We start from the raw sequence: 25,772 nt of genomic DNA, 5'->3' as shown, positions 1-25,772 counted from the left end.
CCGCCCCCTTGAGGGGGACGCGCGAAGCGCGGAGGGGGTGGGCCCTACACCCAGACGATGCGGATAGCCAGGAACAGGAATATCAGGCCCGCCAGGCGATCCAGCCACACGCCGACCTGGGGCCGGCGGCGCAGCGCCTCGCCCACCCATCCTGCGAACCAGGCGATGAGGCAGAAAACCACTGCGGCCTGGACCATGAAGATCACGCCTAGCCACAACATCTGCCAATCGGGATGACCGATCCAAGGGTTGACGAACTGGGGCAAAAACACCAGGAAAAAAAGGGTGACCTTGGGATTGAGCATGTTGGCCAGCACGCTCTGGCCGAAGATGCGCCAGCGACTCAGCGGCGGTGGTCCGCCGGTGGGCGAGAAGCCGCCGCGGTTGCGCAGCACTTGCACCGCCAGCCACATCAGGTAGGCGGCCCCCGCCAGCCGTATGGCATCGAAAGCCATGGGGGAGGCCTTGAGCAGCGCAGCTACGCCTAGCACCGCGAGCGCGGTATGGAACAGACAGCCGGATGCGAACCCCAGCGCCGCGGCAACGCCGGCCGACCGGCCCTGGCTTAGAGAGCGGGCGAGTACCTGAAGGTTGTCCGGTCCCGGCGCCACCGTCACGCCGACCGAAAGAGACAGGAAAAGCAGCAAATCGGTCTGCATCGGCGCACCGGCAGACTCAGGACTTCTCGATCACTTCTTTGATGCGGTTGTTCTCGTCCACCAGGACGACGCGCGGCTTGTAGCTGGCGGCCTCGTCGTCGGTCATGGGCCCGTAGGTGCAGATGATCAGCAGGTCGCCCACATGCGCCCGGCGGGCTGCCGCGCCATTGAGGGAAATCTCGCCGCTGCCACGCCGGCCTTTGATGATATAGGTGGAGAAGCGCTCGCCATTGTTGATGTTATAGATTTCGATGCGCTCGTATTCTTTCATGCCGGCGGCATCGAGGAAATCTTCATCGATGCCGCAAGAGCCTTCGTAATTCAGATCGGCCTGAGTCACCGCCACACGGTGAATCTTGGCGCGAAGCATGATGCGTTGCATAACTCGGGTGTCCTAGGAAGCGGCCGCAGCGGCCAGGTGCGTTTATACCCGATCCGGGCCGGCTCGCACCAATGCGCTCGGGTACCGCCTCCCAGGGTAGCGGGCGCCGTCGGGCACCCTGGGAGCGGTCAGACCGACCGCAGATAGCTCGGCTCGACCGGCTGGATGGGAGCGAAGCTTTCGCGCGTGGCGATGAACTCGGGCCGCGGGTTCAAGCCATACTTGGGATTGCTCAGGCAATTTTCCACGCTGTTATACACCATGAAGACGTTGGAGCGCGGATAGGGCGAGATGTTGCTGTTCGATCCGTGCATGGTGTTGCAGTCGAAGAAGACGATCGATCCTGCCGGGGCCGACAGCACATCGATCCCGCCCTGGTCCACCAGCAACTGCAGGCTGACCGGATCGGGCACGCCATATTCCTGTTTTTTCAGGGACTGCTTGTAGTGGTCCTGCGGGGTTTCGCCCACGCACGACACGAATTGGCGATGCGACCCGGGAACCACCATCAGCGGGCCGTTGCTGGCGTCGTTGTCGGTCAACAGGACCGAGCAGCTCAGCGCGCGCATGGCGGGCATGCCGTCCTCGACGTGCCAGGTCTCGAAATCCGAATGCCAGTAGAACTCCTTGCCCTTGAAGCCGGGCTTGAGGTTGGCGCGCGACTGGTGGATATACACGTCGGACCCGAGGATCTGCTGGGCGATGCTCACCAGCCGTCGATCCTGCGACAGGCGTCCGAGCAGCTTGCTGAGCTTGTGCACCATGAACACCGAACGCACCGCATCGCTGCCGGGCTCGGTAATCGCTTCCTCGCGGCGCTTGATGGCCGGATCGCGTACCAGGCGTTCGACCTCGCGCTTGAGGGTCTCGGTTTCCTTGCCCGAAAAGAAGTTCTTCAGCAGGATGTAGCCATTGCGCTCGTAGCTGCCGAGCTGCTCGGCATCCAGGCCGCTGCCCGGCTCTACTTTGGCGCTGCCATAGACGACGGGATCGCGACGCTGGACGATGCCTGCAGCGCGGTCCGCTCGGGAAGAATACATATCGCGTGCGGGAGTAATCATGCTTGTCCTCCTTTCTTGTGCATGGCCGCCCCGCCCGCCGGCGGACGCGGCCATGGCCATAGCCGTCGCCGGGCTTGGTGCCCGGCGAGGAATGCACGGCCCGAATCGGGCCGTGCCCGGATTCTGCGCTCAGGCGGCCTTTTCGTCGGCGAGGGGATAGACGCCGTCGGCGTCGTGGACTTCCAGGCCGGTCAGCGGCGGGTTGAAAACGCAGATGACGCGCAGGGGCTCCTTGCCGCCGCGCAGATAGTGCTCGTCGTTGTCGTTCAGCGCGTAGACCACGCCCGGTCCGAGCTTGTAGACCTTGCCGTCGGCGACGGTTTCGATTTCGCCGTCCCCTTCGATGCACCAGACCGCCTCCACGTGGTTTTTGTACCAGATGTGGGTTTCGGTCCCGGGATGGATGATGGTCTCGTGGAACGAAAATCCCATGCCATCCTTCTTGAGCAGCACGCGGCGGCTGGTCCAGGTGGGCGTGGTGACTTCGTTCTCCGTACCTATGATGTCTTTGATGTTGCGTACGATCATCGCGCTTTACCTCCAAACTTCAATACACGGGCGTTAGATTGTTTCTGGGCAGGCTGTTCGGCGGCCACGACTTCGCCCACGGCGCGGTCCAGGACCTCCAGGGCCTGCTTGAGTTGGCTCTCTTCGATGGTCAGCGCGGGCAGCAGCTTGAGCACCTCGTCGTTGGCGCCCGAGGTCTCGATCACCACGCCGCCCTTGAAGGCCTGCGCCGCGATCTTGTTGGCCAGGCCCGGCACGCCGCTCACCAGGCCTTGGATCAGGCCCCGGCCGCGGACCGAGAGATCCGCCTCGGGATGGTTCTGGACCATGTTCTCGAGCCAGTCGCGCACCAGCGTTTCTTTCGCCTGGATCTCGCGGGTGAACGCATCGTCGCTCCAGTAGTGCTCGAGCGCCTGGCGTGCTGTCACGAAGGCCAGGTTGTTGCCGCGGAAGGTGCCGTTGTGCTCGCCCGGCTTCCAGAGGTCCAGTTCGGGCTTGATCAGCACCATGGCCATGGGCAGGCCGAAACCGCTCAACGATTTCGATAGCGTCACGATATCGGGCTGGATGCCGGCGCTCTCGAAACTGAAGAAGGTGCCCGTGCGGCCGCAGCCCACCTGGATGTCGTCCACGATCAGCAGCATGTCGTGACGGCGACACAGGCGCTGCAACTCCTGCAGCCAGCGCAGCGTGGCGACGTTCACGCCGCCCTCGCCCTGGACCGTTTCCACGATCACCGCGGCGGGCGCGTCCATGCCGCTGCTGCGGTCTTCGAGTATGCGCTCGAAGTACACCATGGTGTCCACGTCAGGACCGAAATAGCCGTCGTAGGGAATGAAGGTGGTATTGCCCAGGCTCACGCCGGCCGCATCGCGGTATTTGGAATTGGCGGTCGCCGACAGGGAACCGGCGCTCACGCCATGGAAGCCATGCGTAAACGAAACGATGTTCGAGCGCTGCTTGATACGCCGCGCCAGCTTGAGGGCGGCTTCGACGGCATTGGTGCCGGTCGGGCCGGTGAATTGGAGCGTGTACTTCATGCCCCGCGGCTTCAGGATCAGCCGCTCGAACGCTTCCAGGAATTCCTTCTTGGCCGAGGTCGCCATGTCCAGTCCATGCACCACGCCATCTGCCTGGACGTAGTCCAGCAGCGGCTGCTTGAGCACGGGGTTGTTGTGGCCGTAGTTGAGCGTGCCGGCGCCGGCAAACAGGTCGATGTACTGCCTGCCCTCCTCGTCGAACAGCAACGACCCCTTGGCCTTGCTGAAGATGACCGGAAACGAGCGTATATAGCCGCGGACTTCCGATTCGAGGCGGTCAAAGATCTTGAGATCCATGGGTTTTCCCTCCTGTTTTTGCTTCTAGAAGCTTGAAAGACATTTAGGCATACCCGGCAACTGGCCGGGACGGACGCGAAGGCATCCGGCCTGCTAGAACGGGCCGATGCGCAGCAGCCGCTCATCCTCGTGCTCCGCCTCGCCGAACAGCTCGGGAGGGAACATGGGCGCTTCTACGCATGGGACGCCGCGATCCCGAGCCAGCGCCGCGAACATGCGCCGCGATGGCTGGTTGGACGGGGACACCGTGGTTTCGATGCTATGTATGGGTGTGGGCAGGGACCGTGTCAGCAGATGCTCGAGCATGCGCTGACCCAGGCGATGGCCTCGAGCTGCGGGATGGACCGCAACCTGCCAGACGAACAACACATTGGGTTGCTTGGGCGGGATATAGGCAGAAACAAACCCTGCCAGTTGCCCTTGCCGGGTGGCCACTACGCAGGTTTCGCGAAAGTGCCGGCACAGAAGAAGATAGGCGTAGGTGGAGTTGACATCCAGCGGCGGCGACTCTTGGATGAGTCGCTGGATGCCCGCGGCATCTTCGATTTCAGGCGGCCTGAGATCGAAATTCTCCAAGGCCGGATTGAAGACCGCAGGTTGGATGAGCGTGTCGTCGATCGCGTTCAGACTCGGACCCTCCTCTCTTTTCGCACACCGGGACAACGTGCCGTCCCGGCATACTGGGTTGATTGGCGCCGGGTCAAACCGCTAGGCCGGACTCCGGGGACGTATCCGACGCATTGAGATCCAGCAGCGGCGACGTATCTCCGCCCGGGCTTTCCATCAGGCTCACGATCCGCTCCAGTGACAGCGTGATGGTGGCCTGCTCCAGCTCTGGCAAGGCGCTCAGCGCATCGGCCAGCGTCTTCTGCAACGGCGAAGGCGCCTGGCTTGCCACTTCGCGCCCCGCATCCGTTGCGGACACCAGCACGGTGCGGCGGTCTTCCCTGCTGCGCTCGCGCTTGATCCAGCCCTTTTCTTCCAGCCGGTCCAGGATGCCTACCACCGTGCTGGGACTGACCGAGATCTCGCGGCTGATGGCGGTAGCAGTAAGCGGCCCCGACTCGATGACCGCCAACAGACAGACCAATTGCGGCGCGGTGATGTGGCTGCAGGCCGCCAACTGCTTCGAGTGCAACGCGATGTTGCGCGTAATGCGGCGCAAGGCCCGCAAAATACGCAAGTTGTAGTTGACGCCCGTATCCGCTACCGAGCCGGTTTGGTCCATGTTCTTGCTGAAGCTCAATGGTCGAAAAAAAATCACTGCTCATACGTAGAGCAATGATTTCAACTCAAATAATTCTATCCAGAATCAGTCCGGCTGTCAACCGGGCTCGAGAGCCAACTTGACGCCAACGGGTACGCATTTACCCGTATTCACGCGCCATCTTCTGACATTTCGCTGAAATATACCTATCTTTCACCCTGCAGCCGAGATCCCCGCGGCTACGCAGCCCGCCGGGCCGCGAGCGCCTCTGCCTCGAAACTGTCGACCTCGACCGTGTCGGCCACGGCTTGCTCCATTTCCTCGAGCAAAACAGCTTGCGCGGCGTCCAGCCCCCCGGTGCGCGCGGCTTCCCGCCAGTCGTCCACACCGGCGCTACGCAGACGGTCCAGGATGGGTGCAGCCCGCGTGACGAGGTCGAACGCCCTCGCCAGCCGGTCCAGCGCTTCGCCTGGGCGGGGCTGGGCCAACCCAGGCAACAAGCGGTCTCGCACCGCCGAGGGCTGGAGCAATATCTCGGCACACGCCTGGGTCACGGCGTCGGCCGGCCCCCGGCGACGCACGCCCCAGGGCAGGCATACAACACGAAGCAGCCCGGCAACAGCCCGGTTGGGCAAATTGGCCAGGACCCCGTCGAGGCGGTCCTCGATCGTCGCAAAGCCGCTCTCCATGCACCATTGCACCAAGGGCAGGTCACCCGCCTGCCGGTCTTCGTCGTGCCAGCGCTTGAGCACTGCCGACAGCAAATACAGCTCGGCCAGGATGTCACCCAGGCGCGCCGACAGCATCTCCTTGCGCTTGAGTGCGCCGCCCAGCATGGCCAACACCACATCCGCGACCAAGGCAAAGGCGGACGCATAGCGGTTCAACTGGCGGTAGTACGGCGCCATGGCGCCCGCTGCGCGCGGCGCGGGCGCGAAGCGGGCGCCGGTCCACGCCCTTCCCAGGGCACGCATGGCGTTGGCCGCCACGTGGCTGGCATGGCGCCAGAAGACCTGGTCGAACGCGTCGAGGCCCCGCTGGGGATCGGCATCGGCCAGGGCCGCCATTTCGTGCATCAGATAAGGATGGGCGCGGATGGCGCCCTGCCCGAAGATGATCAGGCAGCGCGTCAGGATGTTGGCGCCTTCCACCGTGATGCCGATGGGAACGGCCCGGTAGACGTTGGACAGATAATTGCGTGGCCCGTCGATCACTCCCTTGCCCGCATGCACGTCCATGGCGTCGTTCACCGCGACCCGCATGCGCTCGGTGGCGTGGTATTTCATGATGGCCGAGATCACCGCCGGCTTGTGGCCCCCGTCCAGCGCGGCGCAGGTCAGGCGGCGCGCGGCGTCCACCTGATAGGCCAATGCCGCCATGCGCCCCAGCTTTTCCTGGACGCCTTCGAACTTGCCGATCGGAATACCGAACTGCCGCCGCACGCGCGCATACGCACCGCTGGTGTGCGCCGCGAATACGCAGGAAGCGGCCGCCAACGAGGGCAGGGAAATGCCCCGCCCCGCCGCGAGGGCGGTCATCAGCATCTGCCAGCCTTGGCCCACACGTTCCGCGCCGCCGATCACCGCGTCCAGCGGAATGAAGACGTCCTTGCCGCGGTTCGGCCCGTTCTGGAACACTTGCATCGAGGGAATGTGCCGCCTGCCGATTTCGACGCCCGGCGCCTGGGTGGGCACCAGCGCCACGGTAATGCCCAGCTCCTCGCGGTCGCCCAGCAGGCGGTCGGGGTCGTAGAGCTTGAACGCCAGACCAAGGACGGTGGCGACCGGCCCCAGCGTGATGTAGCGCTTATGCCAGTTCAAGCGTATACCCAGTACCTCGCGGCCCTCCCAGCTGCCCTTGCACACCACGCCCCGATCCACCATCGCGGCCGCGTCCGATCCCGCTTCGGGACTCGTCAGGCCGAAGCAGGGAATCTCGCGCCCATCCGCCAGCCGCGGCAGCCAATAGTCGCGCTGGGCATCCGTGCCGAAATGAAGAAGCAGCTCGCCCGGGCCGAGCGAATTGGGCACCATCACGGTGACCGCCGCGGCCAGCGACCGTGTCGAGATACGGCGGACCACCTCGGAATGAGCATAGGCCGAGAATCCCAGCCCGCCATACCGGCGGGGGATGATCATGCCGAAGAACTTGCGGGCCTTTAAAAAAGCCCAGATGTCGGGCGGCAGGTCATGGAGTTCCCAGTTGACGCGCCAGTCGTCGACCATGGCGCACAACTCGGCCACCGGCCCATCCAGGAATGCGCGCTCTTCGTCGGTCAGCCGGGCCGGCGGCATGTCGATCAGCTTGCGCCATTCGGGATTGCCGGTAAAGAGCTCGGCATCCCACCAGACGTCGCCTGCTTCGATTGCTTCCCGCTCGGTGTCCGACATGGACGGCAACGCTCGCTTGGCCCATCCGAACAAAGGTTTGGACAACCATTCGCGGCGCCATGAAGAAACGGCCATCGAGCTGCCTCCTTATCGCTCTCCTGTCCCTATATAGTACGAGCTATGGCGGGATGGCGAAGAGGCGGCGTCCGGTCGCGGGTAACATACCGGCTGACTCTCTATCTATTGTGTTGGCCTCCATGGACACCTCGCCCAGGCTGGCTTTCGTCGACCTGGAAACCACGGGTACGACCGCCCAGCAGGACCGCATCACCGAAATCGGCATCGTGCAGGTCGACGAGCGCGGCATGCGCGAATGGAGCAGCCTGGTGAACCCGGGCCGCCCCATTCCGCCGGCCATCCAGGCGCTGACCGGCATATCGGACGCCATGGTGGCTGACGCGCCGGCCTTCGCGGCACTGGCCGACGAGATCGCGGCCCGGCTCGAGGGCAGGCTCTTCATTGCCCATAATGCCCGCTTCGACCAGAGTTTCCTGCGCGAGGAGTTCCGCCGGCTGGAGCGCCCGTTCCGGCCCGAGGTGTTATGTACCGTACGCCTGTCGCGCAAGCTCTACCCCCAGCACCGCTACCACAACCTCGACGCACTGATCGCCCGCCATGGCCTGCGATTCCAGGCGCGTCACCGGGCCTTGGACGATGCCCGCCTGCTCTGGCATTTCTGGCAGGTCGTCCAGAACGAATTTCCGGCATGGCACATCGACGATATGGTCGAGTCTCTGTTGGGCCGCGTGCGCTGGCCCGAACACCTCGACCCCGGATTGCCCGATACGCTTCCCGATGGCCACGGCGTCTATGTTTTCTACGGGCCCCAGGACCAAGCCTTGTACGTGGGCCGCGCCGACCGCCTGCGGGACAAGGTGCTGTCGCATTTCCAGCCGGCCAGGTGGAAATCGGCCAAGGCACGGCGCCTGGCCGAACAGGTGCGGCGTATCGAGTGGATGGAAACCGGTGGAACGATCGGGGCGCTGCTGCACGAAAACCGATTGCTGCGCGTGCTGGCGCCCACGCACAACCGGCGTCCCCGCTCCGCGATACCGCCCGCGGACCCGGGCTGGCCTTACCCAGGACCGGTCGGCATCCGCGAGGCCCGGATGATTCATGTGGTCGAGCGCTGGCAATTCCTGGGAAGCGCGACCAGCGACGAGGCGCTCCATGAATTGCTGGAGGCCGGCCATAGCGAGTGCGACTACGAGGTCCACCGCATCCTGCGCGATCGGCTGAATATGGTCCCGCTGCTGAAACTGGGTCCGCCTCGCCACTAATCGGCCGCGGCCCAGGTGCCGGCGTCGCGCTTACTTGCCGCCCGGACCCGCCACGTTGATGCCGCTGCCCGACAGCTTGTTCGATTTAGGCGAGCGCCCCGTCTCGTCGGCCGAGGTGTTACGGTCGTTCTGCCGCTCGATCTGTTCGCGCGTGGCTTCAAACCCGGTCCTGTCCGGATCCTTCCCTTGATCACGCTTGGGCGCCGGGGAAGGCGTCTTAGAGGAAGGTTTCATAAATACTCCAGAGCGCTTATCGTTGATCCGGGCCGCCGGCAATCGGCGGCCCGCACTTGCCCAGCATGAAGCATGCCCGGCGCCCGCCGGCCAGCGAGGAGATCGAGATGCCCCAGTCCGCTTCCCTGAATCGCCGCATCGTCCTGGCTCGCCGCCCGGCCGGGACACCGGTCCCGGAAGACTTCCGTCTGGAAACGACGAGCGTACCTGTGCCCGGCGACGGCGAAATCCTGCTGCAAACGGTCTATCTCTCGCTGGATCCCTATATGCGCGGGCGCATGAGCGATGCGCCGTCCTACGCCAGGCCGCTCGAAATCGGCGATGTCATGCTGGGAGGAACCGTCAGCCGCGTCGTCGAATCCCGCCATGCCGACTTCCCCGCCGGCGAGCTCGTATTGGCGGCCGCCGGCTGGCAGGACTACACGCTTTCCTCAGGCAAGGGGCTCACCCGCCTGCCTGCCGATCTGACACAGCCCTCGCTGGCGCTGGGCGTACTCGGGATGCCGGGCTTTACGGCCTATGTCGGGCTGCTGCAGATAGGCGCGCCCAAGGCGGGCGAAACCGTGGTGGTAGGAGCCGCGACCGGCGCGGTGGGATCCGTTGCCGGGCAGATCGCCAAACTGTACGGCTGCCGGGTGATCGGCATTGCCGGGGGTCCCGAGAAATGCGACTACGCCACCGGGACGCTGGGCTTCGATGCCTGCCTGGACCACCGGGTCGGCGACTTGCCGCTGCGGCTGGCGGCAGCCTGCCCGGACGGAATCGATATCTACTTCGAAAGCGTGGGCGGAGCGATGTTCGACGCGGTCATCCCGCTGCTCAATCGCTACGCGCGCATTCCCTTGTGCGGCTTGATCTCGCAATACAACGGCACGTCCGGCGACCATGCCGTCGATCGCCTGCCGGCGCTAATGCGGCTCGTACTGAACAAAAGCCTGCGGATCCAGGGCTTCATCGTGTCCGACTGGTACGGCCCCCTGTACCGCGACTTCCTCGAGCAGATGCGCGGGTGGCTCGCCAACGGCCAGCTGACTTACAAGGAAGACGTGGTGGCAGGCCTGGAAAACGCGCCTACGGCCTTCATCGGGCTGCTGGGAGGCCGCAACTTCGGCAAGCTGGTGGTGAAAGTCTCGCGCTAGGCGCAGGCGCAGACACGCCCGCGAAACTTGCAGTATCCTATCCCCCCCGATAGGATACCGCCATGCACCGCACTCATCCCGACATTGTTCCCCGCCTCAAGCGGGCCGAGGGCCACCTCCGTTCGGTCATCGCCATGATCGAAGAAGGCCGGGATGGCCTGGCCCTGGCCCAGCAGCTGCATGCGGTCGAGGCCGCCGTGGCCAAGGCCAAGCAGGCATTGATCCTCGACCACATCGAGCACTTGTTCGAAGAAGCGCGTCCGGCGGAAGCGCCGCAAGCGCTGCGCGATATGAAAGCACTCGCCAAGTACCTCTGACACCATCCGCCATGCCCCTCTTCCCCACCAAGCAGCACGGTCACGTCTTCCTCGGCAGCCGCCACGACATGCACGAGCGCAGAACCTGGCAGGTCGTAGCGCTCACGGCTGCGATGATGGTCGCCGAAATCGTTGGCGGCACCTTGTTCGGCTCGATGGCGCTGGTCGCCGACGGCTGGCACATGTCCGCCCATGCGGCGGCGCTGGCGCTGGCGGCCGTCGCCTACCGGGTGGCCCGCAAGCACCAGCACAACGCCTACTTCACCTTCGGAACAGGCAAGTTCGGCGAACTCGCCGCCTTTGGCAATGCGCTGCTCCTGCTGGTGATCGCACTGCTGATCGGCTATGAAAGCCTGGAGCGGCTGTTCATGCCGGTGCCCATCCGTTTTGCCGAAGCCCTTCCTATCGCGGTGCTGGGCCTGGTGGTCAACCTGGCCAGCGCGTGGCTATTGCACGACCATCATCACCATGACCATGACCATGACCATGACCATCACGATCATGGCCACGGTCATCACCACGACCACGCCCACGATACCAACCTGCGCGCCGCCTACGTCCACGTCCTGGCCGACGCGCTCACCTCGGTGCTGGCAATTGCCGCCCTGCTCGCCGGCTACTTTGGCGGCATAGGCTGGGTCGACCCCATCATGGGACTGGTCGGTACGGTGGTCATCGGCATCTGGTCGTGGAACCTGCTCAAGGCAGCGTCCCGCACCCTGCTGGACCGCATCCCCGATCCGGCACTTGCCGCCCGTATCCGCGACCGGCTGGAACAGGATGGTGACCGGGTCATCGACTTCCATCTCTGGCGACTGGGCCCCGAACACCTGGGGCTGATCGCCTCCATCGTGAGCCCTCGCCCCCAGACACCCGATCACTACAAGCGCCAGCTTGCCGATGTGACGCGCCTGGCCCACATCACGATAGAAGTCCACCGTGGCACGCCCGCCACTTGACCCGCCCGCGGCCATCATTATGGATACTTGCAACTAAACGGAATGCGGCCGCCGTGATACGCTAAAGGCGTCATCGAACAATTACAAGCAGGCTGCCTCCCAGGGCCACCCTGCAACAGGAGACTCGCATGACTTGCCAAGTGATTCCTCTGCGGCCGCGCCGCGCCAAGCGGCGGACCTTCCCCGTGACGGGCAAGTTGTTGATGATCGCCGTACCGGTGGCCTTCTCCATAGGCTGGCTGCTCGCGCTGCCGGGCATGCCGCACGCGCGGAGCAATCCGGACACCGCGCAGGAACACCGCCTGGATTTCGCCATCGCTGCCGGGCAGCTACGGCCGGCGCTCGAAAAATATGCCCGGCAGGCCGGCGTCCGGCTTTCGTTCGATCCTGCGCGGGTAGCCGGGCTGACGACCGCGGGACTACACGGCCGCTATACCGTGCGGGAAGCCCTGGACACGCTGTTGCGCGGCACCGGCTACGCCAGTGCGCAGGAAAGCGGCCGCTACGTCCTCGTTCCCGTGCCGGGGCCGCAAGACTCCCCGCGCACGGCCCCGAGGCTGGCCGGCTCGCTCATCCCTGCTTGAAGTCCTCCGTGCTCAGGCCCAGCCTGTGCATCTTGTCGTAGAGCGTCTTGCGCGGCAGGCCGAGCAGCTCGCTGGCGGCGGTTGTCCGGCCGGAACAATTCTTCAGCGCGTCTTCGATCAGCAGACGCTCGAACATGGTCAGCTGTTCCTCCAGCGAACGGCGACCGCTGGCGGCACCGCCCGCGAGCTTGTCCTTGGTCAGGCCCAATACGAACCGGTCCGCGACATTGCGCAGTTCACGAACATTGCCTGGCCAGTGATGGGCCATGAGCGACTGCAGCTGCGCCGTGGACACGACCGGCGCCTCCCGTCCGTAGCGCACCGCCGCCTGCAGGACGAAGTGTTCGAACAGCAGGGGGATGTCTTCCCGCCGCTCACGCAATGGCGGGATCTCGAGCACGGCCACGCTCAAGCGATAGTAAAGATCCGGGCGGAAAGTCCCGCGCTCGGTCTCGGCAAGCAGGTCGCACTTGGTTGCCGCCACGATGCGGCAATCCATGGGAAGCGGCTCGTTGGCCCCCAGCCGCTCGAATACGCGCTCCTGCAATGTGCGTAAAAGCTTGATCTGAAGGACCGGCGGCATGGTCTCGATTTCATCGAGGAACAGCGTGCCGCCCTGCGCATACTCGATCTTGCCGATGCGCCGCTTGGCGGCTCCGGTGAACGCACCTGCCTCATGGCCGAACACCTCGCTTTCAAACAGCGTTTCGGGCACACCGCCGCAGTTGAGCGCCGAGAAGTGGCGGCCCCGGCGCGGGCTGTAGTCGTGCAGGCAACGCGCCACGAGCTCCTTGCCGGTCCCCGTCTCGCCCACTACCAGTACGTCAGCGTCGGTATCGGCCAGATCCTGGCTGACACGCCGCAAGGCCTCGATGGCGGGCGAGCGCCCAAGCAGCACGCCCTCGATGGCGCGCCGGTTCTCGAGCTGTTGCCTGAGGCTCTGTACTTCTAGCGTCAAGCCGCGCTTCTCCAAGGCTCGCTGCACCACTTCGCTCAATAGTTCCGACGAAAACGGCTTCTCGATGAAATCGTAGGCCCCCAGCCGCATGGCCTGGACCGCCATCGATATATCGCCATGGCCCGTCACCAGGATCACCGGCAAGCCCGGATCGACCTCCAAAGCGCGGCGAAGCAGCTCGAGGCCGTCCATGCCGGACATCTTCACGTCGGTCACCAGAATGCCCGGGAAGCCGGCCACCAGCAGCTTGAGCGCCTGCTCGCCGGACTCGAGCGCATGAACAGTCAGTCCGGCCAGTTGCAGCGCCTGCTTGCCGCCCAGCCTCACCGCCGGATCGTCCTCGACGAAAAGCACCGTCAACCCTTCAAACATCCACCGTCTCCTCCAGCTTTGCCGGCCGCAGTTGCAGGACGAACGCCGCCCCGCCCTCCGGACGATTGTGCGCCCGCAGGATGCCGCCGAAGTCCCGGACGATGCCGGCCGAGATCGCCAGCCCCAGGCCCAGGCCGGCACCCGGCTCCTTGGTCGTGAAAAATGGCTCGAACAACCGATGCATCAACTCATCGGGAATACCTGGGCCACTATCGCGCACGGCGATCGACACCCAATCGTCGAACTGCCTCACCTGGATTTCCATCTGCCGGTCGTCGCTATGCATCATGGCATCGATGGCATTGCCCAGCAGATTGACCAGGACTTGTTCGAGGCGATTGCCGTCGCAATACGCGCAGGCATGCTCGGGGACATCGATCTTCAGCGTTATCCGCTCCTGGCGCAGCCGCTGCTCTAGCAGGAAGCAGGCTTCTGCGACGGTCACCGCTATCGATGTCGGCTTGAGCAAAGCCGGCGATTTACGGGCAAATTTCTTTAGTTGACCGGTGATCTTCCCCATGCGGCCGGTCAACTGGCCGATCATGGCCAGGTTCTCCTCGGCATCGGCCAGCCGGCCACGCTGCAGCAGCACCGCCGCGTTGTCCGCCAGGGTACGCAGCGCCGCCAGAGGCTGGTTCAGCTCATGGGTGATGCTCGCGGCCATCTGGCCCAGAGCCGCCATTTTGCCGGCCTGCACGAGCTCTTCCATCGTGGACTTGAGCTCCTCTTCGGCCCGCCGCCGCTCGGCGATCTCGGTCTGTAAATGCCGATTGGCGTTGCTCAATGCCTCGGTACGGGCTGCCACCTTGCGTTCCAGCTGGTCGTGCGCGCGCTGCAAGGCCGCGCTGGCGGCAAGGCTCTGTACGACAGTACGCCGGCGCTGTTGGAGGTACAGGACCAGGATGGACAGGAATCCCATCGCCAGCGCCGCAGCGATTGCCGTATTCCGCGCGCGGGCATGGATGGGCGCAATGTTGGACAGCGCCATGAGCTTCCACTGGGTGCCCGGGATCGGCCTGCTCTGCAATAGATAGGACGGCTGGAGAAAATTGCCGCTGGCCTCCTGCTGTCCGGGCTCGCTGGCAAACTGGATGACCCGCGTGCCGTCCGGCAGTCTGCTGATTTCAGCCATGCCCAGCGGCGCGAGCGATCCGGCACGGTGATACTGGCGCGTGACGGCCAGCCTCTCCATGGTATGCGGCGACAGCGGCGCAAGAGTCTTGAATTTCCAAGCGGGAACCGAGGTAAGGAAAATCACGCCGTTTTCGTCGACCACCAGCACTTTTTCGTCGGCGCGCAGCCAGGCATCGTCCAGCTTGTCCAGATCGACTTTTACCGCCGCAACGCCGAGCATCTTGCCGTCATGGTAGATGCCGTAGGAAAAGTAGTAGCCCGGGGTATGGCTGACCGTGCCGATACCGTAGAAACGGCCGGGCAGGCCCTTGGCGGCGTCGATGAAATAAGGCCGATAGGAAAAATTGCGGCCGACGAAACTCGGAGGCCGGTTCCAGTTGCTGGCCGCCAGCGTCAGTCCCTCCATGTCCATCACGTAGATTTCCGACGATCCGGCCTTGCGATTGACAGTCTCCAGATAATGATTGACCCTGGCCAGCCACTGCGGATTGCCGGGATCCTGCAGCAAGGCGATGACGTCCTTGTTCAGGGACAGGACTCCCGGCAGGTAGTCGTAGCGGGTCAACTCGCTTTGCAGTCCACCGGCATAGATGTCCAGCCTATGCTCGACGCCTTGGCGCAAGGCCCGGATACCGGTGCGCTCGCCCCAGGCGTAGGCAAAGGCGACGATCAGCCCGACAGCAAATAAACACGCCCCCGTCCATACCAGGCGTGGATTGAACGCCGTGCTTGGGTACAGGCTGTCGCGCAAGTCCCCACCCATTGTCGTTGTTCTCGAGCGATCGACAATTTATCCTAACCGAGCCCGGAAAGGCAGCCGCCCTTGCGTCACCTTGCCGGCACGGTCCAGCCACGATCAATCGGCATAGGCCCCGGCAGCCCGGATGATGGGCGTCCATTTGGCGATCTCGCTTTGCAGGTGCTTGCGGAGCGAATCCGGCCGGGCACGCTCGGCCGTAACGGCCTGCGCCCCGAGCTCGCTCATCTTGTCGCGGAATACCGGGTCCTGGACTGCGGCCTGCAAGGCGGCCGACACCTTGTCCACCACATCCGCCGGCGTTCCCTTCGGCGCATACATGGCGTGCCATATCTTGACCTCTATCCCCGGCAGGCCTTGCTCGGGAGCAGCGGGAATCTCCCCCACCCCGGCGTTGGCCAGGAACAGCTTGCTGGCGTTGGCCTTGATTCTTGCGATGAGAGCCGAACGATGCGGCTCGTGCGGCGGGGACCCGCAATAAACGAGAGCCCGCCATTCCGGGATTCCGGAACGGCGGGCTCCATGCAGGGATTGGGGATGCGGGCCGGGATCAGTTCGGAGCCGGCGGACCGTCTATGGACGAGAACAGGTCCCACACGGCAATGAACAGCGCCGCCACCAGCGGCCCGATGACGAAGCCGTTGATGCCGAAAAGCGCCATGCCGCCCAGCGTGGAAATCAGCACGACGTAATCCGGCATGCGGGTGTCCTTGCCGACCAGGATGGGGCGAAGGACGTTGTCCACCAGGCCGATGACCAAGATGCCGTACAGCGTCAGGATAATGCCCTGCAGGACCGCGCCCGTTACGATGAAATAAATGGCTACCGGTCCCCAGATGAGGCCCGCGCCCACCGCCGGCAGCAGCGACAGGAAGGCCATCACCACGCTCCACAGCAACGCGCCATGGATGCCCAGGATAGAGAAGATGATGCCGCCCAGGACCCCCTGCGTAATCGCGACCACGATGTTGCCCTTGACCGTTGCCCGCACGACCTCGATGAACTTGCGGAACAGGTGGCGCTTGTGCTCTTCGGCCAGCGGCAGGGCCTGGCGTATGCGTCCCGACAGGCGCGAGCCGTCCCGCAGCAAGAAGAAGAGCAGGTACAGCATGACGCCGAGGCTGATGACGAACTGGAACGTGTTCTGGCCTATGCTGAGCGCCTGCGTGGCAAAGAACTGGCTTCCCCGGGTCGCGACCTCGGCCAGCTTGGTCTGGAAGCTCGATATGTCGACGAGCCCGAATCGTGCCAGCAGGTTCTGCGCCGTCTCCGGCATGGCGGCCACGATACGTTCGAAGTACAGTCCGAAGTCGATGTTGCCGGAACGGATCTGATCATAGACCCCCGCGGCCTCGCGAATAATGGCGCCGGCGATCAGCGAGACCGGGATAATGACGATCAGCACGCAGGTCAGCAGCGTGGTCAGCGCCGCAAGATTGGCCCGGCCACGGAATACTGTCAGCAGCCAGCGTTGCATGGGGAAGAAGATGATGGCCAGGATGGCTCCCCAGAACACCGCGCCGAAAAACGGCCACAACAGCCAGCCGAAGGCCACCGTGACCAGGATCATCAAAAAAAGAAAGGTGCGGTACTGCAAAGAAGTTTGGCTCATGAGCCGTCCTTCGCGCTAACGAACATGATATGGAGCATAGCCTAAGCCGGTGGCGATCCGCCGCTCATCAGCCCCCTACCGCCGGCAGCGCTTCGGTCAGTGTGGCCCGGAACGCTTCCATGATGGGCGGCACCTTGAAACCGCGCCGCGTGACTTGATAGAGATCCAGGCTGACCGCCGGCTTGACCAGCAGGTCGGTCGCCACTTGGTGGCGGTGGCAGGCGACCAGGGCGAAGGTGGGAATGACGGCCGTCCCCACCCCCGCCTCGACCATGGAAATCAAGGTCTCGAAGAAATTGAAACTGGGCCGGTCTTCATTGCCGCGGCCTATCTTCTCCAGGTGCGGTTCGATCAGCCGCTGAATGGGATTGCTCGACGGCAGGCCGATCAAGGGCGCGTCGCGCAGACTGGCCCAGGCGACCGTGCCGGTGGGCCGCCCCGGCGCACCTTCGGTGGGTGCCACGCGCATCAGCCTGAACTTGCCCACCGGCGCCCGGTCCAGGCCCGCCAACGGCTTGAAGAAGAACCCCAGCCCCAGGTCCGCCTCTCCAGCGCCTATCAACGCCTCGACCTGCTGCAGGTCGGTATCGACCAGCCGCAGCTCGACATGCGGATGCGATTGCTTGAAAAGCTGGAACACCCTGGGCAGGATGTTGGACGATATCAGTGGCGTGGCGGCGATACGCAGCGTCTGCCGGGCACGGCGGCCGGCCACCCCGAGCTTGGCGACCGCTTCTTCGAGGTCGCCCACCACCCGCTGCGCCACCGGCAGCAGGTCCCGCCCGGCCTCGGTCAATACGACCATGCGCGTGGTCCGGTCGAACAGCCGGCAGTCCAGCTGCTTTTCCATCTCCCGGATCATGATGCTCAGGCCGGCCTGGGTCATATGGGCCTTTTCCGCCGCGCGGGTGAAATTGCCGATGCGGGCGACGTGCAGGAACACCTGGAGCTGGCGAAGGGAGATATTCATAAGACCCTAATATGTATTCATATCATATCTAAACTTCAAAAATGATACGTTCTGGCGCCTAATACTGCCACCGGCCCGTTGCGGCCGTCCAAGATTCGTTTTTCCAAAGGGACAAGCATGAGCAGCAAAGAGGACGTCGTCATCGTCGGTGCCGGCATAGGCGGATTGACGCTGGCACTGAGCCTTCACCAGGCCGGTATTTCGTGCCGCATTTACGAGGCGGTGCCCGAGCTCAAGCCGCTCGGCGTGGGCATCAACATCCTGCCTCATGCCGCGCGTGAACTCTCCGAATTGGGCCTGCTGCCGGAACTGGACAAGGTCGGCGTCCGGACCCGCGAATCCATTTTCTTCACCGAGCACGGGCAATTCATCTTCCGTGAGCCCGCCGGTCTCGCCGCCGGCTTCGACTGGCCGCAGTACTCCATCCATCGCGGCGACCTGCAGACGGTGCTGCTGGACGCCGTCCGGCAGCGCCTGGGCGACGACGCCGTGGTATGCGGCCACCGCTGCACCGGCGCCTCGCAAGACGGCGACTCGATCACCGCGCACTTCAGCTCCCCGGAGGGGGAACGGCTGCCGGACGTCCAGGCGTCGCTGGTCGTGGCTTGCGATGGCGTCCATTCCGCTCTGCGCAAGCAGCTTTATCCCGATGAAGGCGCACCCCGCTATTCCGGCGTGAACATGTGGCGCGGAACGGTGGTCTGGAAGCCCTTCCTGAGCGAAGCGAGCATGGTGCGCGCCGGCTGGCTCGACGTGGGCAAGATGGTTATCTACCCCATACGCAACAACGTCGACGGGCAGGGCAGCCAGCTCATCAACTGGGTGGCCGAGATCACCGATCCCAACCCCGCCATCCGCGACTGGAGCCGGCCGGGACGGCTGGAAGATTTCCTTCCCGCCTTCGAAGACTGGCATTTCGATTGGCTCGACGTACCGGCGCTGATCCGCGCGTCCGATTCGATCCTGGAATATCCCATGGTGGACCAGGATCCGCTGCCGACCTGGACCCAGGGCCGGCTCACGCTGCTCGGCGACGCGGCCCACCCCATGGTCCCGCGCGGCTCGAACGGCGCCGGCCAGGCCATCATCGACGCGCGCTACCTGGCGGGCCAGCTGAAACGGCGCGGCCTGACTCACGAAGCCCTGCAAGACTACGACAAGGTGCGCGTGGCGGCCACCACCCAGGTGGTCCTGACCAATCGGGTCAATCCGCCCGACGCCATTCTGCGCGAAGTCCACGAGCGCACCGGCGGCAAGCGCTTCGAACAGCTGGATGCCATCGTCTCGCAAGCCGAACTGCAGGCCATCTCGGACAACTACAAAAAGGTGGCCGGCTACAGTCCTGCCGCGCTCAAGGCCCGTCCCTCCTTCCTTTGATATCTGTTATTTGAAGGCGGCCGCCTTGCCGCCCGAGTATCGAGCCGCCGCGTGCGGCTCTTTTTATTGTCGCAATTCCAGACACAATTGCTAAACTCAATGGAAGGTTGCTCCCGATAACAAAAATAAAAGTATCCGATATTGATACTTTTTAATTTTTACGTAGAATAGTGGGCACACCACTCGAAACGGCCCGGCGCCTGCCGGTGCGCAAGGAGACACCATGGCAACGCTAGTTCCCATACAGGGCTTGCACCACTTCGCCTACCGATGCCGGGATGCGGAAGAAACCCGCCATTTCTACGAAGACATCCTGGGCCTGCCCCTCGCGCACGTCATACGCGCCGAACGCGTCCCCAGCACGGGTGAATACTGCCCCTACGTGCATATCTTCTTCGAAATGCAGGACGGCTCGTATATCGCGTTCTTCGACCTGGGCGACAACCAGGGGGCGGAACCCTCCCCGAACACACCCGACTGGGTCAACCACCTGGCGCTGCAAGTCGGATCCGAAGCCGAGCTCCGCGAAGCCAAGGCCAAGCTCGAACAGGCGAAGGTAGACGTGGTCGGCATTACCGATCACGGCTTCGTCAAATCGATCTATTTCTTCGATCCCAACGGCATCCGCCTCGAATTGACCACGCGCACGGCGCCCGCCGCCAAGCTCGACACGTACAAGGCCCATGCGCATGCCCAGCTCGAGGACTGGATCCGCGTAAAAGCCGCCGCGGCGCAGTAGCCGCCATCCTATCGTCCCGCCCGGCGCCGCGCCGTGCCGACCGCAGGCACGCCCGCGTCTGGCCATCCATACCCTAGCAACATACCGGAGAGCGCTTCATGTCCACGCCCGCCAAGCACCAGTTCGACCGCATACCTGTCATTCTGCAGTTCCGAGAGCCGGTCGAGATGGTGGAAACCTACGGTTTCAACGGGAGCCAAGGCTACACCGTGCTCGAAGGGCAAAGGCTGGTGCCCAGGAACGTGCCGTCCAAGGTGCTTTTTCTTTTCATGCACCCCGCTTCCACGCTGCAGCTGCTCCCCATGCCGGTCGCGCTGGCAGAGAACGGCATGCACGTGTTGTGCGCCGGCAGCCGGTACGCCAAGAACGACTCGGCGCTGATCATGGAAAAAGTGGCCGCCGACCTGGGCGCGTATGTGCGCCACGCCCGCGAGGAACTCGGCTACGAGAAAGTCGTGCTGGTGGGCTGGTCGGGCGGCGGCGCCCTGTCGCTGTTCTATGAAGCCCAGGCCGAAGCACCCTCCATCACCCATACGCCGGCCGGCGACCCCTACGATCTTACCCAGGCTGGACTCCCCCCCGCGGACGGCATCATATTCATCGCCGCGCACCTGAGCCGCCCGGAAACGCTCACTGAATGGCTGGATCCCTCGGTGCGCAACGAACTCGATCCCGACGATCGCGATATCGAGCTGGACATCTATGCGCCCGGATGCCCGAACCGGCCTCCTTTCGATGCTGCCTTCGTTACGCGGTTCCGCGAGGCCCAGCTGGCACGCAACCGCCGCATCACCCAGTGGGTGCAGGAGACGCTCGACAAGTTGAAGCGCTCGCCGGAAGGCGAGCGCGAACGCGGCTTCGTGGTGCACCGTACCATGTGCGATGTGCGCTGGATCGACCCGAACGTCGATCCGAACGGACGCAAACCCAACTGGTGCTACCTGGGCGATCCGCGTGTCGTCAACTCCGGCCCGGCCGGACTGGCCCGTTTCAGCACGCTGCGCAGCTGGTTGTCGCAGTGGTCGTACGACCACTCCAATATCAAGGGACCGGTCAACGCGGCCAAGATACGCAAAGTGCCGGTCCTGCAGATCGAAAACGAAGCAGACGATGCCGTACCGGCGACGCACAACCCGATGATCCACGCCGCGCTGGCCACGCCAGACAAGGAATTCGTGCAGATCCGCGGGGCAACCCACTACTATTTAGGCCAGCCGCAGGAGCTTGCCCAGTGCATCTCCACCATCATGGACTGGACGCGCCGGAAGATCGCGGCCGACTTTGCCCCCGAAACGCCGCCCGCGGCCCTGCACGGATGAGCGCGCCGGACCGGGATTGATTACCATCTGGCTTGAAGCGGTGCCTCGCCTGGCGGCGACACCGCCGCCATGCTTCCCCGATCCGACATGTCACAGTTCGCAAAAGTGCTCAAGGTCCTCGATCTCTTCTCCGAGGACAGAACCACCCTCGCCGCCGAAGAAATCGCCGACCTGCTGGAGGTCTCGCGTCCCACGGCGTTCCGCTACGTCAAGCAGCTGTGCGAGACGGGCTTGCTCGCCAAGCTCGCCGGCCGGTATGCGCTGGGCGCGAAGATCATCGAGCTCGACTATCGCATCCGGCGCTCCGAGCCCATCCTGCAAGCCAGCCGGGCCAGCATGCGCGAACTGGCGCAGCGCACCGCCACGACCGTCGTGCTGTGCAATATCTATGGCGACGAGATCGTGCACAGCCATCATGAAACCGCAGGCGAACTTGCGCCCATGAGCCTGGTCCGCGGCCACCCCATGCCGCTGTTCAAGGGAGCAGCGCCAGCCGTGATTCTTGCCAACCTGCCTGCAGCCCGGCTCAAGCGTTTATACGAACGCTACCGGGAACATCCCGACCTGCTTTCCATCGCCCCGGATTGGCCGGCCTTTGCCAGGCACTATAAGCAGATCCGCAAAGACGGTTATTACGTCTCCCGCGAAGAAATCGATGCCGGGGTGATAGGGATCGCGGCGCCCATTTTCAACGATGGGCGGCATGTGGTGGGCGCCACGACGCTGGTCTACGAAAAAAGGCGGGAAAACCTGGTGAACGAGGCCGGCTACACGGAACTGGTACGTTCGTGTGCCGCCACGATCACACAGGCGATCGCCGCCGCGGGGCCCGCCTCCTGATTACCTGGGTGGGTGGGCGGGCCTGCCTGGCCTAGCGGAAATCGGCGTTCGGGTCCTGCGTCCCGCCCTCCCCGCCATAGCCGCCTCCACCGTAGCCCGTACCGTAGGAGCTCTCGACGTCGATCTTGACACTATCGGGATCCACGGCCGACGCCGTCCCCTTATAGTGCATGACCATCCCGGGAAGCAGCATCACCGCGGCCACCATCAGCAACTGGATCACGATGAACGGAATCGAGCCCCAGTAGATCTGCCCCGTGGTGACCTTGGGAATGCGCTTGCCGGTGACCTTGTCCAGGTAATCCTCCTTCGGCGCGACCGACCGCAGGTAGAACAGCGCAAAACCGAATGGCGGGTGCATGAACGAGGTCTGCATGTTGACCGCCAGCAGCACGCCGAACCAGATCAGATCTATGCCCATTTTCTCGGCCACCGGCCCCAGCAGCGGCACGATGATGAACGCGAGTTCGAAAAAGTCGAGGAAAAAGGCGAGCAGGAAGGTCAGGACGCTGACGACGATCAGGAAGCCCCACTGCCCGCCGGGCACCGACGTCAGCAGGTGTTCTACCCACAGGTCGCCGCTGACGGCCCGGAAGGTCAGGCCGAACACGGTGGAGCCGATCAGGATGAACACGACGAAGCATGACAGCTTGGTCGTCGTATCCATGGCTTGCTTGAGCAGGTTGAGGGTAAGGCGCCGCCGTATGAGCGCCATGACGATGGCGCCGACGGCGCCCATGGCGCCCCCTTCCGTGGGCGTTGCCACGCCGATGAATATTGTCCCCAGGACCAGGAAGATCAGGAACAGCGGCGGAATCATCACGAAGGTGACTCGTTCGGCCAGCGCCGACAGCCATCCCAGATGCAGCCATTTGTTGGCTAGAGCAATGATGAAGGCCGACAGGCCCCAGACCAGCATGGTCAGCACGACCCGCTCATCCACGGGCGCCGTATCCTGCTCGAGATAGGTGCTCACGGCAACGGCGATCGCCGCCGACACCAGCATAAGGGCCAACAACGAGCGCCCGCCCCGCGTGCCATTGGGCTCGCGGAAACGGCGCGCTTCCTCGGGCAAGGCCGGCGCGCTCGAAGGCTTCAGCAGCGACATCGCCACGACGTAGATCACATAGGCGCCGGCCAGCAGCAAACCGGGCAGCATCGCCCCCCGGTACATGTCGCCGATCGAGCGGCCCAACTGGTCGGCCAGGATAATCAGGACCAGGGATGGCGGAATGATCTGCGACAAGGTACCGGAAGCCGCAATCACGCCGGTTGCCAGCCTCCTGTCGTAACCGTAGCGCAGCATGATGGGCAGCGAAATCAGCCCCATGGAGATGACCGACGCCGACACCACGCCGGTGGTTGCAGCCAGCATGGCGCCGACAACCACCACTGCAATGGCGAGACCGCCCCGGATGGAGCCGAACAGCTGGCCTATGGTCTCGAGCAGGTCCTCGGCCATGCCGGAGCGCTCCAGCACCAGCCCCATCAAGGTGAAGAACGGCACGGCCAGAAGCGAATCATTGGTGATGATGCCGAACACCCGCTGCGGCAAGGCCTGGAACAGCACCGGCGTCAACAGTCCCAGTTCGATGCCGATCAGCGCGTAGAGCATGCCGTTGGCCGCAAGCGCGAATGCCACGGGGAATCCCAGCAACAGGAATATCACCAGGTTGGCGAACATGATGGGCGCCAGATTGGCGATGAGAAATTCAGTCATCATCGTCCCCCGGCGTTGTTGGGCTCGAGAGCGGCCTCACGCGCCCGGGCTTCACGGGCTATCTCCTCGGCCAGTTCTTCCTCGGCGCTCTTGGCGCCATCGCGGTCGCGCGGATCGGGCCCCTTGCCCATGAGGAAAGCCACACATTTGATCAGGTGGGAGATGCCGGCCAGCACGAGCAGGAAGAACCCCACGGGGATCAGCAGCTTGACCGGCCATCGCACCAGCCCGCCGGGATTGGACGACTGCTCGTTGGTGACGTAGGAATCGACGAACACCGGCCACGACAGCCACATGATCAGTATGCACGCCGGCAGCAGGAACAGCAGGACGCCGAATATCTCTATCCAGATCTGGGTACGCTTGGAGAGCTTCTGGGCCACGATGTCGACGCGTACATGCTCGTTTTTCAGCAGCGTATAGCCCGACGCCAGCAGGAAGATGGCGCCGAACAGGTACCACTGCAATTCAAGCCAGGCATTGGAACTGGTATGCAAGACCTTGCGGACGATGGCATTGCCCGCGCTGACGACCACCACCACCAGCGTGAGCCAGGTGACGGCCTTGCCTACGAACAGGTTGACCCTGTCGATGAGGCGGGAAAAAGCAAGAAGAGCATTCATGGTTGTAAGTCCATGCTGAACGAAAAACGCCTGGCTGGGGGCCAGGCGAAGATTCGTGCTTGCGATGTGCGGCGGGCACCTGTGGGGCTCCTGCCGCGCCGTCCGGCCGCTTATCGGCGGATGGTGGACATGTAGCCGTCGAAATTGCCTTCGGCCACGCGGAACCATGGCAATACATCGCCGCGGAATGCCACCATGCTGTCGTACACCCGCTTGAAATCCGGGCTCTTGGCGCTCATTTCCGCGTACAGCTTGTTGGCCTCGGCATAGCAAGCGTCCATGACCGGCTTGGGGAAGGCGCGCAGCTGGGCTCCCTGGGACACGAGCCGGCGCAGCGCCGCCGGATTCTCGGCGTCGTACTTGGCGATCATGTCGTTGGTGGCCGCGGCGCAGGCCTGGTCCAGCGCCGCCTGGTAGTGCTTGGGCAGCTTGTTGTAGGCGTCCTGGTTCACGTACAGCGACACCTGGAGGGTCCCTTCCCACCAGCCGGGGTAGTAGTAGTTCTTGGCCACCTTGTGGAAGCCGAGCTTTTCGTCGTCATAGGGGCCGATCCATTCGGCTGCATCGATCGTGCCCTTCTCCAGCGCGGGATAGATGTCGCCGCCGGCGATCTGCTGCGGCACCACGCCCAGGCGCGACAACACCGCGCCGGCGAATGCGCTGACGCGGAACTTCAGTCCCTTGAGGTCGTCCACCGACTTGATTTCGTTGCGGAACCAGCCGCCCATCTGGGTGCCGGTGTAGCCGCAGGGAAAGTTGACGACGTTGTACTTCTTGAAAACGTCCCGCAACAGCTTCAGGCCGTCGCCATGGCGCATCCAGGCGTTCATCTGGCGGGTATTGAGGCCGAACGGCACGGCGGCATCGAAGCTCAGCGTGGGATCCTTGCCGTAGTAATAGTAGGAAGCGCTATGGCCGCACTCGATGGTGCCGTTCTGCACGCTATCGAGGACTTGCAAGGCCGGCACGATCTCGCCCGCCGGGAAGACGCGGATCGAGAACTTGCCGCCCGTTGCCTCGGACACGTACTTGGCCACGGCTTCGCCGCCGCTATAGATGGCGTCGGCACTACGTGGAAAGCTGGAAGCGAGTCGCCAGTTGACCGTCGGCGAATCTTGGGCAAACACTGGTGCAGCCAGCGTCGCGCCGCCCGCAGCGGCGGCGCCCACGGTTGCCTTGGTCAGGAAGGAACGGCGGTGCATGTGCGTGTCTCCTGGGAATAATTGACATCCATGAGCGGCACCGGTCCTGGCAAGGGGCGTCACGAGACTGCAAACGGTGCAAAACAAGTGCCA

25 protein-coding genes and 1 pseudogene are annotated in these 25,772 nt (G+C 63.9%); 9 read left to right on the top strand and 17 right to left on the bottom strand.

Annotated elements, in window-relative coordinates; genetic code table 11:
* Nucleotides 1-44: 44 nt before the first annotated feature.
* The 8 genes from QHC78_RS16720 to QHC78_RS16685 form a co-directional block, all read right to left on the bottom strand.
* Complete coding sequence (locus tag QHC78_RS16720) at nt 45-659, bottom strand: LysE family translocator (RefSeq protein ID WP_319746538.1); 615 nt, start codon at nt 657-659, stop codon at nt 45-47.
* A 16-nt stretch (nt 660-675) separates the two neighbouring features.
* Nucleotides 676-1,041, bottom strand: coding sequence for an aspartate 1-decarboxylase (gene panD / locus QHC78_RS16715; protein WP_319746536.1), 366 nt, complete (start codon nt 1,039-1,041; stop codon nt 676-678).
* A 128-nt stretch (nt 1,042-1,169) separates the two neighbouring features.
* The gene (gene thpD / locus QHC78_RS16710) at nt 1,170-2,102 is read right to left on the bottom strand and encodes an ectoine hydroxylase (RefSeq protein ID WP_319746534.1); all 933 of its coding nucleotides are present in this window, start codon (nt 2,100-2,102) and stop codon (nt 1,170-1,172) included.
* Nucleotides 2,103-2,231: 129 nt separating this feature from the next.
* Entirely contained in the window at nt 2,232-2,630 is a 399-nt protein-coding gene (locus tag QHC78_RS16705) for an ectoine synthase (RefSeq protein ID WP_319746532.1), read from the bottom strand.
* Entirely contained in the window at nt 2,627-3,946 is a 1,320-nt protein-coding gene (gene ectB, locus QHC78_RS16700; protein ID WP_319746529.1) for a diaminobutyrate--2-oxoglutarate transaminase, read from the bottom strand. The genes QHC78_RS16705 and ectB overlap by 4 nt, the downstream gene beginning before the upstream one ends.
* A gap of 93 nt (nt 3,947-4,039) precedes the next feature.
* The gene (gene ectA, locus QHC78_RS16695; protein ID WP_319746527.1) at nt 4,040-4,609 is read right to left on the bottom strand and encodes a diaminobutyrate acetyltransferase; all 570 of its coding nucleotides are present in this window, start codon (nt 4,607-4,609) and stop codon (nt 4,040-4,042) included.
* A gap of 37 nt (nt 4,610-4,646) precedes the next feature.
* Complete coding sequence (locus QHC78_RS16690) at nt 4,647-5,174, bottom strand: MarR family winged helix-turn-helix transcriptional regulator (RefSeq protein WP_319746525.1); 528 nt, start codon at nt 5,172-5,174, stop codon at nt 4,647-4,649.
* 218 nt (nt 5,175-5,392) lie between these two features.
* Nucleotides 5,393-7,618, bottom strand: a complete 2,226-nt coding sequence (locus QHC78_RS16685) for an acyl-CoA dehydrogenase (protein WP_319746523.1) — start codon at nt 7,616-7,618, stop codon at nt 5,393-5,395.
* A 122-nt stretch (nt 7,619-7,740) separates the two neighbouring features.
* Here QHC78_RS16685 and QHC78_RS16680 point away from each other — a divergent pair, with 122 nt between their 5' ends.
* The gene (locus tag QHC78_RS16680) at nt 7,741-8,823 is read left to right on the top strand and encodes an exonuclease domain-containing protein (RefSeq protein ID WP_319746521.1); all 1,083 of its coding nucleotides are present in this window, start codon (nt 7,741-7,743) and stop codon (nt 8,821-8,823) included.
* A 30-nt stretch (nt 8,824-8,853) separates the two neighbouring features.
* Here the strand turns inward: QHC78_RS16680 and QHC78_RS16675 are convergent, their stop codons facing one another.
* The gene (locus QHC78_RS16675; RefSeq protein WP_319746520.1) at nt 8,854-9,057 is read right to left on the bottom strand and encodes a hypothetical protein; all 204 of its coding nucleotides are present in this window, start codon (nt 9,055-9,057) and stop codon (nt 8,854-8,856) included.
* 107 nt (nt 9,058-9,164) lie between these two features.
* Here QHC78_RS16675 and curA point away from each other — a divergent pair, with 107 nt between their 5' ends.
* From curA to QHC78_RS16655, 4 genes are all read left to right on the top strand, one after another.
* Nucleotides 9,165-10,196, top strand: coding sequence for an NADPH-dependent curcumin/dihydrocurcumin reductase (curA, locus tag QHC78_RS16670; protein WP_319746518.1), 1,032 nt, complete (start codon nt 9,165-9,167; stop codon nt 10,194-10,196).
* Nucleotides 10,197-10,258: 62 nt separating this feature from the next.
* Nucleotides 10,259-10,513, top strand: a complete 255-nt coding sequence (locus QHC78_RS16665; RefSeq protein ID WP_319746516.1) for a metal-sensing transcriptional repressor — start codon at nt 10,259-10,261, stop codon at nt 10,511-10,513.
* 11 nt (nt 10,514-10,524) lie between these two features.
* The gene (dmeF, locus tag QHC78_RS16660) at nt 10,525-11,472 is read left to right on the top strand and encodes a CDF family Co(II)/Ni(II) efflux transporter DmeF (RefSeq protein ID WP_319746514.1); all 948 of its coding nucleotides are present in this window, start codon (nt 10,525-10,527) and stop codon (nt 11,470-11,472) included.
* Nucleotides 11,473-11,600: 128 nt separating this feature from the next.
* Nucleotides 11,601-12,056 carry an STN domain-containing protein gene (locus QHC78_RS16655; RefSeq protein ID WP_319746512.1) on the top strand — a complete coding sequence of 152 codons (456 nt, stop codon included), beginning with the start codon at nt 11,601-11,603 and terminating at the stop codon, nt 12,054-12,056.
* Here the strand turns inward: QHC78_RS16655 and QHC78_RS16650 are convergent.
* The 5 genes and pseudogenes from QHC78_RS16650 to QHC78_RS16630 all read right to left on the bottom strand — a co-directional run bounded on the left by QHC78_RS16650 (nt 12,043) and on the right by QHC78_RS16630 (nt 17,859).
* Nucleotides 12,043-13,386: a sigma-54-dependent transcriptional regulator gene (locus QHC78_RS16650; RefSeq protein WP_319746510.1), complete on the bottom strand. Its 1,344-nt coding sequence runs from the start codon at nt 13,384-13,386 to the stop codon at nt 12,043-12,045. The two genes, QHC78_RS16655 and QHC78_RS16650, sit on opposite strands and share 14 nt — an antisense overlap.
* Nucleotides 13,379-15,283 (bottom strand): sensor histidine kinase, encoded by a 1,905-nt coding sequence (locus QHC78_RS16645; RefSeq protein ID WP_319746508.1) that lies wholly within the window; start codon nt 15,281-15,283, stop codon nt 13,379-13,381. Before QHC78_RS16645 ends, QHC78_RS16650 begins: the two co-directional genes overlap by 8 nt.
* A gap of 93 nt (nt 15,284-15,376) precedes the next feature.
* A pseudogene (locus QHC78_RS16640) lies at nt 15,377-15,658 on the bottom strand (tripartite tricarboxylate transporter substrate-binding protein); the annotation flags it as partial.
* A gap of 169 nt (nt 15,659-15,827) precedes the next feature.
* Nucleotides 15,828-16,889, bottom strand: coding sequence for an AI-2E family transporter (locus QHC78_RS16635; protein WP_319746506.1), 1,062 nt, complete (start codon nt 16,887-16,889; stop codon nt 15,828-15,830).
* 67 nt (nt 16,890-16,956) lie between these two features.
* Nucleotides 16,957-17,859, bottom strand: coding sequence for a LysR family transcriptional regulator (locus QHC78_RS16630; protein WP_319746504.1), 903 nt, complete (start codon nt 17,857-17,859; stop codon nt 16,957-16,959).
* Between the two features lie 117 nt (nt 17,860-17,976).
* Here QHC78_RS16630 and QHC78_RS16625 point away from each other — a divergent pair, with 117 nt between their 5' ends.
* The 4 genes from QHC78_RS16625 (at nt 17,977) to QHC78_RS16610 (ending at nt 22,134) form a co-directional block, all read left to right on the top strand.
* Entirely contained in the window at nt 17,977-19,236 is a 1,260-nt protein-coding gene (locus tag QHC78_RS16625; RefSeq protein WP_319746502.1) for a flavin-dependent oxidoreductase, read from the top strand.
* Nucleotides 19,237-19,459: 223 nt separating this feature from the next.
* A complete protein-coding gene (locus tag QHC78_RS16620; protein WP_319746500.1) occupies nt 19,460-19,975 on the top strand; it encodes a VOC family protein in 516 nt (171 codons plus the stop codon).
* 98 nt (nt 19,976-20,073) lie between these two features.
* A complete protein-coding gene (locus QHC78_RS16615) occupies nt 20,074-21,294 on the top strand; it encodes an alpha/beta hydrolase family protein (protein WP_319746499.1) in 1,221 nt (406 codons plus the stop codon).
* Between the two features lie 87 nt (nt 21,295-21,381).
* Nucleotides 21,382-22,134 carry an IclR family transcriptional regulator gene (locus QHC78_RS16610; RefSeq protein ID WP_319746497.1) on the top strand — a complete coding sequence of 251 codons (753 nt, stop codon included), beginning with the start codon at nt 21,382-21,384 and terminating at the stop codon, nt 22,132-22,134.
* Nucleotides 22,135-22,165: 31 nt separating this feature from the next.
* Here the strand turns inward: QHC78_RS16610 and QHC78_RS16605 are convergent, their stop codons facing one another.
* The 3 genes from QHC78_RS16605 to QHC78_RS16595 form a co-directional block, all read right to left on the bottom strand.
* Nucleotides 22,166-23,854, bottom strand: a complete 1,689-nt coding sequence (locus QHC78_RS16605; RefSeq protein WP_319746495.1) for a TRAP transporter large permease — start codon at nt 23,852-23,854, stop codon at nt 22,166-22,168.
* Nucleotides 23,854-24,477 carry a TRAP transporter small permease subunit gene (locus tag QHC78_RS16600; RefSeq protein WP_319746493.1) on the bottom strand — a complete coding sequence of 208 codons (624 nt, stop codon included), beginning with the start codon at nt 24,475-24,477 and terminating at the stop codon, nt 23,854-23,856. Before QHC78_RS16600 ends, QHC78_RS16605 begins: the two co-directional genes overlap by 1 nt.
* A 110-nt stretch (nt 24,478-24,587) precedes the next feature.
* Nucleotides 24,588-25,679 (bottom strand): TRAP transporter substrate-binding protein, encoded by a 1,092-nt coding sequence (locus QHC78_RS16595; protein WP_319746491.1) that lies wholly within the window; start codon nt 25,677-25,679, stop codon nt 24,588-24,590.
* Nucleotides 25,680-25,772 lie beyond the last annotated feature (93 nt).

This window comes from Pigmentiphaga sp. (assembly GCF_033795525.1).
Classification (GTDB): domain Bacteria; phylum Pseudomonadota; class Gammaproteobacteria; order Burkholderiales; family Burkholderiaceae_B; genus Pigmentiphaga.
The sequence above is the reverse complement of the archived record's forward strand: the minus strand, read 5'-3'. Positions and strand labels throughout refer to the sequence as shown.

Bases quoted from the DNA above. Each gene is read 5' to 3' on its own strand.
- curA (WP_319746518.1), top strand. From the start codon at position 9,165: ATGCCCCAGTCCGCTTCCCTGAATCGCCGCATCGTCCTGGCTCGCCGC.
- QHC78_RS16685 (WP_319746523.1), bottom strand. From the start codon at position 7,618: ATGGCCGTTTCTTCATGGCGCCGCGAATGGTTGTCCAAACCTTTGTTC.
- QHC78_RS16610 (WP_319746497.1), top strand. From the start codon at position 21,382: ATGTCACAGTTCGCAAAAGTGCTCAAGGTCCTCGATCTCTTCTCCGAG.
- QHC78_RS16665 (WP_319746516.1), top strand. From the start codon at position 10,259: ATGCACCGCACTCATCCCGACATTGTTCCCCGCCTCAAGCGGGCCGAG.
- QHC78_RS16600 (WP_319746493.1), bottom strand. From the start codon at position 24,477: ATGAATGCTCTTCTTGCTTTTTCCCGCCTCATCGACAGGGTCAACCTG.
- QHC78_RS16675 (WP_319746520.1), bottom strand. From the start codon at position 9,057: ATGAAACCTTCCTCTAAGACGCCTTCCCCGGCGCCCAAGCGTGATCAA.
- QHC78_RS16645 (WP_319746508.1), bottom strand. From the start codon at position 15,283: ATGGGTGGGGACTTGCGCGACAGCCTGTACCCAAGCACGGCGTTCAAT.
- QHC78_RS16595 (WP_319746491.1), bottom strand. From the start codon at position 25,679: ATGCACCGCCGTTCCTTCCTGACCAAGGCAACCGTGGGCGCCGCCGCT.
- thpD (WP_319746534.1), bottom strand. From the start codon at position 2,102: ATGATTACTCCCGCACGCGATATGTATTCTTCCCGAGCGGACCGCGCT.
- QHC78_RS16620 (WP_319746500.1), top strand. From the start codon at position 19,460: ATGGCAACGCTAGTTCCCATACAGGGCTTGCACCACTTCGCCTACCGA.
- QHC78_RS16615 (WP_319746499.1), top strand. From the start codon at position 20,074: ATGTCCACGCCCGCCAAGCACCAGTTCGACCGCATACCTGTCATTCTG.
- QHC78_RS16630 (WP_319746504.1), bottom strand. From the start codon at position 17,859: ATGAATATCTCCCTTCGCCAGCTCCAGGTGTTCCTGCACGTCGCCCGC.
- ectB (WP_319746529.1), bottom strand. From the start codon at position 3,946: ATGGATCTCAAGATCTTTGACCGCCTCGAATCGGAAGTCCGCGGCTAT.
- QHC78_RS16635 (WP_319746506.1), bottom strand. From the start codon at position 16,889: ATGAGCCAAACTTCTTTGCAGTACCGCACCTTTCTTTTTTTGATGATC.
- QHC78_RS16720 (WP_319746538.1), bottom strand. From the start codon at position 659: ATGCAGACCGATTTGCTGCTTTTCCTGTCTCTTTCGGTCGGCGTGACG.
- panD (WP_319746536.1), bottom strand. From the start codon at position 1,041: ATGCAACGCATCATGCTTCGCGCCAAGATTCACCGTGTGGCGGTGACT.
- QHC78_RS16625 (WP_319746502.1), top strand. From the start codon at position 17,977: ATGAGCAGCAAAGAGGACGTCGTCATCGTCGGTGCCGGCATAGGCGGA.
- dmeF (WP_319746514.1), top strand. From the start codon at position 10,525: ATGCCCCTCTTCCCCACCAAGCAGCACGGTCACGTCTTCCTCGGCAGC.
- QHC78_RS16680 (WP_319746521.1), top strand. From the start codon at position 7,741: ATGGACACCTCGCCCAGGCTGGCTTTCGTCGACCTGGAAACCACGGGT.
- QHC78_RS16705 (WP_319746532.1), bottom strand. From the start codon at position 2,630: ATGATCGTACGCAACATCAAAGACATCATAGGTACGGAGAACGAAGTC.
- QHC78_RS16655 (WP_319746512.1), top strand. From the start codon at position 11,601: ATGACTTGCCAAGTGATTCCTCTGCGGCCGCGCCGCGCCAAGCGGCGG.
- QHC78_RS16690 (WP_319746525.1), bottom strand. From the start codon at position 5,174: ATGGACCAAACCGGCTCGGTAGCGGATACGGGCGTCAACTACAACTTG.
- QHC78_RS16605 (WP_319746495.1), bottom strand. From the start codon at position 23,854: ATGACTGAATTTCTCATCGCCAATCTGGCGCCCATCATGTTCGCCAAC.
- QHC78_RS16650 (WP_319746510.1), bottom strand. From the start codon at position 13,386: ATGTTTGAAGGGTTGACGGTGCTTTTCGTCGAGGACGATCCGGCGGTG.